Raw genomic sequence first — 9,169 nt, 5'->3', positions numbered from 1 at the left:
GGGTACATCCGCCGCGAGCTGGGCCTTCGCCTCAAGCTGCGCCACGTGCCGGTGCTTTTGTTCCACGCCACGGATTCCATTGAGTACGGCGCCAACATTTCAAGGCTGCTGTCGGACTGGAAGGACGGGGAGGAGCAGAACGGGGAGGAACGCGATGATTGATCTGGAGCGGGTGGTTTCTCTGCTGCGCGGTGCGCAGGACATTGAGATTTTAAGCCACCATTTTCCCGACGGCGACACGCTGGGCTGCGCTGCGGCGCTCTGCCGCGCGCTGCAGCGCATGGGCAAGCGGGCCCGCTGCACCTGCGCCGACCCCGTTTCGGAGAAATACAGCTTTTTGTTCGACGGGATTGAGCGCCAGGAGTTCCCTGCCCAATTCGTTGTCAGCGTCGATGTGGCGGACAGCAAGCTGCTCGGGCCGGTGCTCGCGGCGAAGCACGCGGGCAAGATCGACCTGTGCATCGACCACCACGGCTCCCACCAGGATTTTGCGGAAAACTCGTATGTGGACAGCACTGCCGCCGCGGCCTGCGAGATCATCTATGAGGTGATCTGCCGCCTGGGCATTGAACCGGATCAAGTGATCGCGCAGGCGGTCTACACGGGCATCACGACGGATACCGGGTGCTTCCGCTATTCCAACACCACGGCGCGCACCCACGAGATTGCCGCCAAAGTGATCCGCACGGGCATCGACGCCGGGGACATCAACCGCCGGATGTTCGAGACCAAAACGCGCGCCCGGTTGGAAATGGAGCGCAGCGTTCTGGATTCGATCGCGTTTTACTTTGACGCGCGCTGCGCCGTCATGTGCATCAGTCGCGCGATGATCGAGGCTTCCGGTGCGGACGAGGGCGACCTCGACGGCCTTTCGGCCATCCCCCGCCAGATTGAGGGCGTTCTCGTGGGTGTGACGATGCGCGAGCGTAAAATCGGCGGCTACAAGGTCTCTTTGCGCACACAGCCGCAGGTGAACGCGGCGAAAATCTGCGCGGAGTTCGGCGGCGGCGGCCATGCGGCGGCGGCCGGCTGTACCCTTGAGGAAGACTTTGAGCCCGCCCGAGAAAGGCTTTTGGCCGCGATCGGCAAGGTTCTGGAAGCAATGTGAGGTGACCCCGATGAACGGAGTCCTGGTAATAGATAAGCCCTGCGATTTTACCTCGTTCGACGTGGTGGCGGTCGTTCGCCGCCTGAGCCGGGAGAGAAAAATTGGGCATACCGGTACGTTGGACCCGATGGCGACGGGAGTTCTCCCGCTGCTGCTGGGCAAGGCGACCCGCGCCGCCTCTCTGCTGGAGGATTCCGACAAGGTGTACCGCGCGGAGTTCCAGCTCGGGCTGGATACCGACACGCAGGATAACACCGGCACGGTGCTGCGGCGGAGCGATGCGCCGGTAAGCCGCGAGCAGCTGGCAGCGGCGCTGCCCACCTTTCAGGGCGACATTCTGCAAACGCCGCCGATGTATTCGGCGGTGCGAAAAGACGGCCGGCGTTTGTACGAGCTGGCGCGTCAGGGAATTGAGATAGAACGCGAGCCCCGTCCGGTGACGATTTACCGGCTGGAGCTGTTGGAATACAGCGAGCCCGAGCGGCGGGGAAGCCTGCTGGTCGAATGCTCGAAGGGAACGTATATCCGCGCGCTGTGCGCCGATTTGGGACAGGCCGTGGGCAGCCTCGGCTTGATGACGGCGCTGCGCCGCACCCGGGCCTGCGGCTTTTCGCTGGAGCAGGCGCTTTCGATCGGCGAAGCCCGCACGCTTGCGGAGCAAAATCAGCTCGAAAGCCGGGTTCTGCCGGTGGAGAGCCTGTTTCTCCACCTGCCGCGGGTTTCGGTGACAGAAGCGCAGAGCGTGCGGTTTCAAAATGGCGGCGCGCTGGCGCTGGAGCGCCTGCGGCTGGGTGATTGCCCCGCGCCGGGAGCGCGGATGCGGGTTTGTTCGCCCGAAGGGGCGTTTTTGGGCCTTGGCCGGGTGGACGCCGAAACGCAGGAGCTGGCCGTGCTGCGCCTGTTTTGCGACAGCGGCGCAGAGCGAAAGGCCTGACATGCCGCCGGTTTTCAGAGGTATGGGCGAGGGCAACAGCGCGGATCGGGAGGTTTTGGTTTGAGATTACAGGTGTTCCATGATTTAAAACAGATTGCGCCGTCGGAGAGTGCGGTGGCCATGGGTGTTTTTGACGGAGTCCACCTGGGGCATCAGAGAGTGATTTCTTGCGTGACCTTTACGGCCCGTAAGCTGGTCCCTACGGTGTTTACCTTCGACGCCAGCCCGCAGGAGATGTTCAAGGGCGACGGCGATTTGCGCCTGACCGCCAGCGAGAGCAAGCTGCGGATATTCGAGCGTCTGGGTGTACGCCGAGTGTACATGCCCCGTTTTGAAGAGGTGCGCACATTGTCACCGCGGGAATTTGTGGAAAACATTCTGCATGGTGTCATGCACGCCAAAGAGGTGAGCTGCGGCTTTAATTTTCATTTTGGCCGCGGCGGCAAGGCCGGCAGCGCGGAGCTCAAAGAGCTGTGCGCGGAGTTCGGCATTGAGGTGGCGGTCGTACCGGCGCTTACTCTCGATGGCAGACCGGTGAGCTCCACGCGCATCCGCGAGGCGCTGCAGGCAGGCGATACCACGGAGGCTGCCCGTCTTCTGGGCCGGTTTTACTCGGTGGATTTCCCGGTGGCGCATGGACGTCAGCTGGGGCGCAAGCTGGGCGCGCCCACCATTAATCAGCCGTTCCCGCCGGGTTTTTTGTGTCCCCGGTTCGGCGTGTACGCCTCGGTCGTAACCATAGGCGGCAAACGGTATGCCGGAGTGACAAATATTGGAATACGGCCTACCGTCGGTTCCGACGGGGTGTTGGCCGAAACGATGATCGACGGCTTTTCGGGCGACCTGTATGGCCGCCGCGTGCCGGTGGAGCTGGTTTGCTTCCTGCGGCCCGAGCAGAAATTCGACGATCTCGATCAGCTGCGGCAGGCGATTCTGCGCGACGCTGAGACGGCCCGCAGCCTGGTAAGCCCCTATTTACAAACCCAGGAAGCTATGGTATAATCAATCAGTTAGTTGATAGCCCCTTTCCCGGAATAAGGAATAAGCCCCTATGGGGAATTCACCGGCCTTTTGCTGGGATTGAGGGTACAATGTGCGTAACCCGCACGGAAAGGGTGGAAAAACCATGTTAAAAGAAGAAAAGCAGCAGATTATTGAGCAGTATGCTCTGCACGAGGGAGATACCGGCTCTGCCGAAGTTCAGATCGCGATCCTGACGAAGAGAATCAACGATTTGACCGATCACCTCAAGATCCACAAGAAAGACCATCATTCTCGCCGCGGCCTGTTGAAAATGGTCGGACAGAGAAGAAGTATGCTGAAATACCTGACCAAAACGGATATTGTGCGTTATCGCGCCATTATCGAGAAACTGGGCATCCGTAAGTAATAGCACGCTGTTTCGGGCAGACGGCTTTTTTAGCCGTCTGCCTTTTAGGCATCTGTGCGAAATTATTTTGCTTACGGGAGGAACTGGGTTTTAGCAGTGAAACGAGTTTCTAGGCGGTATGCATAGGAATTGGTTTAATTGCTAAGCCTGTTTCCCTCCCGGGCATTCTGAAAAAAGAAGTTACAAGGAGGATTTTTTGATGTTCGAAAATTTCAAGGTATATGAAACTGACTTCGCCGGCCGCCCGCTGGTGATCGAAACCGGTAAAATGGCTCAGCTGGCCAATGGCGAATGCCTTGTGCGCTACGGCGAAACCGCCGTTCACGTGGCAGTAACGGCCTCGGCCAAGCCCCGCGACGGCATCGACTTTTTCCCGCTTTCCGTTGACTTTGAGGAAAAGCTGTACGCAGTCGGCAAAATCCCCGGCTCGTTCTTAAAGCGTGAAGGCCGCCCCTCCGAAAAAGCGGTTTTGGCTTCCCGCGTAATCGACCGCCCCATTCGCCCGCTGTTCCCGAAGGACATGCGCAACGACGTTTCCGTCGTCTGCACTGTTATGTCCGTAGACCCCGACTGCTCCCCCGAAATCGCCGCCATGGTGGGTACCTCTATTGCGATCAGCATTTCGGACATCCCGTGGAGAGGGCCGATCTCTGCTGTTTCTGTCGGCTATGTGGATGGTGAGATCGTCATCAACCCCACCGCCGAGCAGAAAGAGAAGTCTCAGATGGCCGTTACCGTGGCCTCCACCGATTCCCGCATCGCAATGATCGAGGCTGGTGCGAATGAGGTGAGCGACGATGTGATGTACAACGGCATCATGGCGGGCCACGCTGCCAACCAGCCGATCATCGAGCTGATCAAGAAGATGAAGGAAGAAATCGGCAAAGAGAAGTTCAGCTACCCGAGCAACGAGCCCGACGAGGAGATGCTCGCCGCGATCAAGGAATTCGCGATCGAGGATATCCGCCTGGCGCTCGACACCGACGACAAAACGGTGCGCGACGCCCGTTTGAAGCCGGTTTACGAAAAAGTGCATGAGAAGTTCGACGAGCTTTACCCCGATAGCGCGGCAAAGATCGACGAATGCCTGTATAAGACCCAAAAATACGTGGTGCGCCGCTGGCTGCTCGATGAGCGCAAGCGCGTAGACGGACGCGGCATGGATGAGATCCGCCCGCTCGCGGCGGAGGTTGGCCTGCTGCCCCGCGTACACGGCTCCGGTATGTTCACCCGCGGCCAGACCCAGGTGCTCACCATCGTCACCCTCGGCCCGGTCACAGACCGCCAGCTGCTCGACGGCATTGACGACGAAGAGTACAAGCGCTATATGCACCACTACAACTTCCCGTCCTACTCTGTTGGCGAAACAAAGCCCAGCCGCGGCCCCGGCCGCCGCGAAATCGGCCACGGCGCTCTGGCTGAGCGCGCTCTGCTGCCGGTGATTCCCCCCGTGGAGGAATTCCCCTATGCACTGCGTCTGGTTTCTGAGGTTCTGTCTTCCAACGGCTCCACCTCTCAGGGTTCCGTGTGCGGCAGCACCTTGGCTCTGATGGATGCCGGTGTGCCGATCAAGGCGCCGGTAGCCGGTATTTCCTGCGGCCTGATCACCGAGGGCGATCGCTGGATGACCATGGTGGACATTCAGGGTCTGGAAGATTTCTTCGGCGATATGGACTTTAAGGTGGCCGGTACCCATGAGGGCATCACCGCCATTCAGATGGACCTGAAAATCGATGGCCTGACCCCCGAAATGGTTAAAGAGGCTTTGGAAAAGACACACAAGGCCCGCGATTATATCCTCGACGACATCATGCTCCCGCAGATTCCCGCGCCGCGTGCGGAGCTTTCGAAATACGCGCCCAAGATGCTGTCTACCGTGATCCCCACAGAGAAGATCCGCGAGGTCATCGGTTCCGGCGGAAAGGTGATTCAGAAGATTTCCGCTGAGTGCGGCGTGAAGATCGACATTGAGGATGACGGCCACGTATTCGTTTCCGGCATCGACATCGACAATTGCCGCCGCGCAATGACGATCATCGATACGATCGTAAACGATCCGGAGCCCGGCGCCATCTACAACGGCAAGGTAACCCGCCTGATGGACTTCGGCGCGTTTGTCGAGATCGCCCCCGGCAAGGAGGGTTTGGTTCACATTTCCCGCCTTGACGTCAAGCGCACCGAGAAGGTGACCGATGTAGTCAATGTCGGCGACGAAGTGATGGTCAAGGTGCTCGAGATCGACGATAAGGGCCGCCTGAACCTCTCCCGCCGTGACGCGCTGATCGAGGTAGAGGGCCTTGTGCCGGAGAACGAGATTTCCGACGCTCCCCGCCGTCCTGCTCCCCGCAGAGACGATCGCCGTGACGACCGCCGCGGCAGCAACGGTTTCCGCCCCAATAACAATAAGCCGCGCCAGTAAGAAACGCTTTTATTTTTCACAAAGTTAATGAGGAAAAGGCCGCCCAGTGAGGCGGCCTTTTTTTAGATAAAAGCGACGCGAAGAAAATGAGGGGGCAGATTCGCTTTTTTGGTGCATTTCAGTTGTTATTTCTGCATAATGGAGTTATAATGTTAAGCAACTAAACAGAGGGAGGCCTGAGTGTGGACGATGGAACGATTGCACAGATAAGCACCGCACTGTTTGATTTTGTCAAGAGCTATAAAAGGCTTGAAAAAAATCAGCATTACATGCTTGAGGAAGAGAAGTGTACTGTTGCGGAAATTCACACCATCGCAGAGATTGGTAGCTCGGAGGGAATGAATGGAATCAGTCTTTCGCAAAAGCAAGGAATTAGCCGAAGCGCGGTGTCTCAAATGGTATCCAAATTGGTTCAGAAGGGCCTTGTTCTGAAAACCCCTTCAGAGGAAACCGAAAATGAAGTATCGTTGTCTCTTACCTCTAGGGGAAAAGCGGTATGCCAAAAACATCGGGAACAGCACGAGTATCTCAATCAGAGGCTCAACAAGGTGCTGCAGCGGTATCCGGAAGAGATGCTTTCTCTGCTGCCGCAGCTGATGCAAGAGGTTCAGCAGGTATGGGAAACCCTGCCGTGGAGCAATGAAGCGGGCCCAACAGACTTTGACAGGAGATGACCGTTACGAAAGAAGAAAGCATGTCCGAATTTAAGATAAAAAGCGACAATCTGCAAGCGGATTGTGAAATGCGAATCAGCATAACTCATTTACCGGCCAATACGCAAATCTGCATAAAGGCGACGGTAAGTGATTATTATTGCGTGAATGCCTCCATGGAGTTAGATCATAATGTCGAATGGAGCGCGCAGGCAACCTTTTTGTCGGATGGGAACGGCAGTATTTCTTTGGAAAAGGACCCGGCTCTTTTTGGCAGCTATACGGGTGTGTGCCCGATGGGACTTTTCTTTCGGCTCAAGCCCGTCCATCCGCGCAAGAAGGCCCTTGTGGATTGTTTTGAGGAGGTGCCTTATTTTGAAAGTTACCGGGTTTGCCTGCAGGCGTTCGAGCAAACCCGATGTTTGGCGGAGACGGAATTCAAAAGATATTATCAGCCGCCCACGGTTAAAGGGGAGGTTGTTTACGGGCTAGGGCTTCAGGGGCGGCTGTTTTTCGGGGAGGGATGTGTCAACGCCCCTGCGATTATCGTAGTAAGCGGCAGTGAGGGAAGAATTGAAAAGGCCCAGAATATTGCGCAATTGTTGTCGGGGTATGGTTTTGTAACACTGGCTGTCTGTTATTTTGGAATGCAGGGTGTTTCCGAGTTTCTGGAAAGAATTCCACTCGAAATTGTAGAGGAGGCCATCTCCATCCTGAAAAAAAGAAAGGAAGTAAACCCAGACAGAATCGGAATTTACGGGAGATCGAAAGGTGCGGAGTTCGCGTTGCTTTCGGCCAGCCGTTTTCCCGATTTGAAATGTGTGGTGGCAAATTCCCCCTCGGCCTGGGTGATGGAGGGAATAAAAAAATGGAAGCCCTCGAAATCCTCTTCCTGGACAGAGCATGCAAAGGAGGTTCCCTATACGCAATTCAGTATGACGAATTATCTGAAGGAGAAGCTTATGAATCGAAAATTGGAATACCACTCGGAAGAAAGTGTGATTCCAGTGGAACAGATCAACGGGAGCGTGCTTGTGTTGGCCGCCTATAGCGATGAAATATGGCCCGCGTTTTCCTCTGCGGTGTCCATTTCAGAAAGACTGCGGCTATCGGGGTTTGTGTTACCGTATCATAAATACATTTATCCGAACAGCGGGCATATGATGACGGTTGCGTTTCAGCCAAATTCCAGATCCCCCAAAGCCTCCTGGTATGGCGTTATGAAAGAAAGCGAACATTCCTGGAAGAAAACGGTCGCTTTTTTTAAAGAGGAACTGTAGGAATTATGCTTGGTATCGTAAAAATCAATAGGAGGTACAGCTGTGAAAAAAAAGAAATTTCGGGTAATTGTCGCCGTTCTGGCTGTAATTTTGCTCGGTTCAGTATGGGCTGGAATTCAGCTGAAAAACGGCAGGGATTACTTTTTTGTCTTTCAACAGAATTGGAATGTTTCGATGCCCACAAATGCAAAACAGCTGTATGAAACTCAAAGTGAAGCCAATATTCATGGGGACGGCGAGCGGTACCATGTGTTTCAGTATGATAAGACTCCCGCATTTCCCGAATCAATGAAGCCAATTTCAGCTGTGCCGGAGGAAGAAAGGGAAGATGTATTAAAAATACTGTCCAGTGGAATCACGGTAGAGCAGAAATACCTTCCTGACTTTGACGGCGCAACACTGGGAATGAAAGCAAAGAATAAAGGTAGCACCAGAATGTACCTTTATTACGTGGAATCCTCAAAAACACTGTATATGATCGAGCATTTTCTATAACCGGTATAGCAAAATAAAGTGAAAATTCCGAAGGCGGCTTTGATGGAATCAGAGCCGCTTTTCAATCTCAACTGTGCTTTTTTAACGGCTTTTTCGCGAAAACTTTTCACTTTTTCGCAGCTTTTATCCCTTGTGAGATATTTTCAGATAGGGTATAATAACTATAAGTAGCCTATTATACCGCTGATTTGTAAATATATTACAACAGCGCGGTGCGTTTGTGGTATAATGACTTCATTCCGCATGCTGAAGCAAAGCCCCGGGGTGAAGAGCGTGTTGAACCATCAGTCGAGGAATTTTACGGTCGGTCATGGATATAAGTATCCGCTCGTAAATGTATGGTATCATACTACATAAGACCATCGCAGCGCGGTGAATCATTGAATGACCTGAATTTGGGAATGAATGGTATTTTAATGGATATGAAATCCCCGGGCCGTATTTGAGGCGGCTTTGTTCGAGGGGATCGGAAAGGAATTATTTGATGTTTGATCGGATACAGACAATCGATATAAAGATGCTGCGCATGATTCAGCGGAATTTTCGCTGCAGCCTGTTTGACGCAGTGATGCCGTACATTTCTCTGGTGGGAAATGTAGGTGCGGTGTGGGCAACCGTGATGGTTGTGTTTTTCCTGATGCCGCATTACCGGGAAGCCGGGGTCGTCATGTTCTTTGTTCTGGCCGCCTGCGGCGTGCTGACGAACTTTGTGCTCAAGCCCCTGGTGGCACGGCCAAGACCCTGCCATACATACCCGGACCAAAAGCTGCTGGTGAACCGGCCTACGGATTATTCATTTCCGTCCGGTCACACGATGTCTTCCTTTGGCGCGGCGCTGATTATTTTTCACGCCAACCATGCGCTGGGGATCGTCGCTTTTACGTTTGCTT

At 54.9% G+C, this 9,169-nt stretch carries 9 protein-coding genes; all 9 read left to right on the top strand.

What is annotated here, in order from left to right; translation table 11 throughout:
- Positions 1-154: 154 nt before the first annotated feature.
- A complete protein-coding gene (locus TY09_RS16865; RefSeq protein ID WP_020074329.1) occupies positions 155-1,108 on the top strand; it encodes a DHH family phosphoesterase in 954 nt (317 codons plus the stop codon).
- A gap of 10 nt (positions 1,109-1,118) precedes the next feature.
- The gene (gene truB, locus TY09_RS16860) at positions 1,119-2,042 is read left to right on the top strand and encodes a tRNA pseudouridine(55) synthase TruB (RefSeq protein ID WP_042436799.1); all 924 of its coding nucleotides are present in this window, start codon (positions 1,119-1,121) and stop codon (positions 2,040-2,042) included.
- Between the two features lie 60 nt (positions 2,043-2,102).
- A complete protein-coding gene (gene ribF, locus TY09_RS16855; protein WP_009061867.1) occupies positions 2,103-3,044 on the top strand; it encodes a riboflavin biosynthesis protein RibF in 942 nt (313 codons plus the stop codon).
- A 124-nt stretch (positions 3,045-3,168) separates the two neighbouring features.
- Positions 3,169-3,432, top strand: a complete 264-nt coding sequence (gene rpsO, locus TY09_RS16850) for a 30S ribosomal protein S15 (protein WP_009061953.1) — start codon at positions 3,169-3,171, stop codon at positions 3,430-3,432.
- 199 nt (positions 3,433-3,631) lie between these two features.
- A complete protein-coding gene (locus TY09_RS16845) occupies positions 3,632-5,851 on the top strand; it encodes a polyribonucleotide nucleotidyltransferase (RefSeq protein ID WP_074432650.1) in 2,220 nt (739 codons plus the stop codon).
- Positions 5,852-6,033: 182 nt separating this feature from the next.
- Complete coding sequence (locus TY09_RS16840; RefSeq protein WP_042436786.1) at positions 6,034-6,525, top strand: MarR family winged helix-turn-helix transcriptional regulator; 492 nt, start codon at positions 6,034-6,036, stop codon at positions 6,523-6,525.
- Positions 6,522-7,784, top strand: a complete 1,263-nt coding sequence (locus TY09_RS16835; protein ID WP_052335758.1) for an acyl-CoA thioesterase/bile acid-CoA:amino acid N-acyltransferase family protein — start codon at positions 6,522-6,524, stop codon at positions 7,782-7,784. Before TY09_RS16840 ends, TY09_RS16835 begins: the two co-directional genes overlap by 4 nt.
- A gap of 42 nt (positions 7,785-7,826) precedes the next feature.
- Complete coding sequence (locus TY09_RS16830; RefSeq protein ID WP_042436784.1) at positions 7,827-8,279, top strand: hypothetical protein; 453 nt, start codon at positions 7,827-7,829, stop codon at positions 8,277-8,279.
- A 484-nt stretch (positions 8,280-8,763) separates the two neighbouring features.
- The coding region (locus TY09_RS16825; protein WP_042436782.1) for a phosphatase PAP2 family protein at positions 8,764-9,169 on the top strand (406 nt) is incomplete at its 3' end.

Source organism: Faecalispora jeddahensis, from assembly GCF_000577335.1.
Lineage (GTDB): Bacteria > Bacillota > Clostridia > Oscillospirales > Acutalibacteraceae > Faecalispora > Faecalispora jeddahensis.
This window is presented reverse-complemented; position numbering and strand designations above follow the sequence as displayed.